Here is a 1,159-nt window from a genome sequence, read left to right as displayed (position 1 = left end):
ATACCCTGTTTCCCTACTCGTCGCTCTTCCGTTCTGCTGCCCGACCACCGGGTAGCCGCCGCTGTGCCCGCCGGGCACGCCCTGGGGGACGTCACCGTGCCAGCCCGGCGGGCCGCCGCCCGGTCCGGGACCGAAGGAACCACCTTGATCCATCGCACCGACCTCCGTGTTCAGGGTCCGCTAGTACCGGGCGGGCCCGGCGCCCAGGCCCGACACCGAGGGTCCGGCGTAGGGGGGCTGCTGCTCGGCGGTGCGCAGCGCGGGGGTCAGCACCCGGCCCACCCGCTCGACCAGCAGCGTCATCTCGTAGGCCACCAGGCCGAGGTCGCAGTCCGGCGCGGCCAGCACCGCGAACACCGCGCCGTTGGCGATGGACATCACGAACAGCAGTCCGCGGTCCATCTCCACGACCGTCTGGTTCACGCCGCCGGCGTCGAAGATCTTCGCCGCGCCCTGCGTGAGGCTCATCAAGCCCGAGGCGATCGCCGACAGCTGGTCGGCGCGCTCCGGCGGGAACCCCGCCGAGTACGCCATCGGCAGTCCGTCGGAGGAGACCACCACGGCGTGCGCGACCTTCGGGACACGGTCCGCGAAGTTCGTCACCAACCAGTTGAGATCCTGCCCGCTCACCGCGTGCCTCCTGTCTCTCCGCCGCTCCTGCGCGACGGATCTTCACCTGTAGTGCCGCTGTCCGCCGACCCCGCGCCGGGCATGTCGGGGGTCGCGCCACGGGTCTCGGTGCGTCCCCGCTGGACGCCGCGCTGCAGGCTCGCGAACCGGTTCCGGACGGTGTCGGCGGGCGGTCCCGCCTGCCGCGCCGGGGGCTGGGCCTGCTGCGGGGCGGGCGCCTGCGCCGTGCCGTTGGCGCCGGGGGCCTGCGGGGCGGCGGCGCCGTTGCGCGCGCCGACCGCGCCGGGGACCCGGTTGCGGCCGGGGACCCGCTTGGGCAGTCCGGCGTTGGTCTGCTTGCCCTTGACGGGCTCGCGCAGCGCCTCGACGGCCTGGAAGCCGTCGTCGCCGGGGGACGCCCAGCCCTTCACCGGATCGGCGTCGGCGGACGGTTCGGCTCCGCGCTGGAACCACTCCGACTGCATCGCCTCGAAGATCGGCGAGCGGGCCGGGCGGCCGGGCGGGCGTTCGGGTGCGGCGGGCGGTCTCG

Annotated in this window: 1 protein-coding gene and 1 pseudogene; both read right to left on the bottom strand. The window is 74.8% G+C overall.

From position 1 onward, the window contains the following. Window positions 1-180: 180 nt before the first annotated feature. Window positions 181-630 carry a roadblock/LC7 domain-containing protein gene (locus tag AB0J52_RS41610; protein ID WP_117359482.1) on the bottom strand — a complete coding sequence of 150 codons (450 nt, stop codon included), beginning with the start codon at window positions 628-630 and terminating at the stop codon, window positions 181-183. Continuing rightward, window positions 627-1,159, bottom strand: a pseudogene (locus AB0J52_RS41605) (hypothetical protein); the annotation flags it as partial. The pseudogene AB0J52_RS41605 and the gene AB0J52_RS41610, both read right to left, overlap by 4 nt.

Source organism: Spirillospora sp. NPDC049652 (genome assembly GCF_040675125.1).
GTDB lineage: Bacteria > Actinomycetota > Actinomycetes > Streptosporangiales > Streptosporangiaceae > Spirillospora.
The sequence above is the reverse complement of the archived record's forward strand: the minus strand, read 5'-3'. Positions and strand labels throughout refer to the sequence as shown.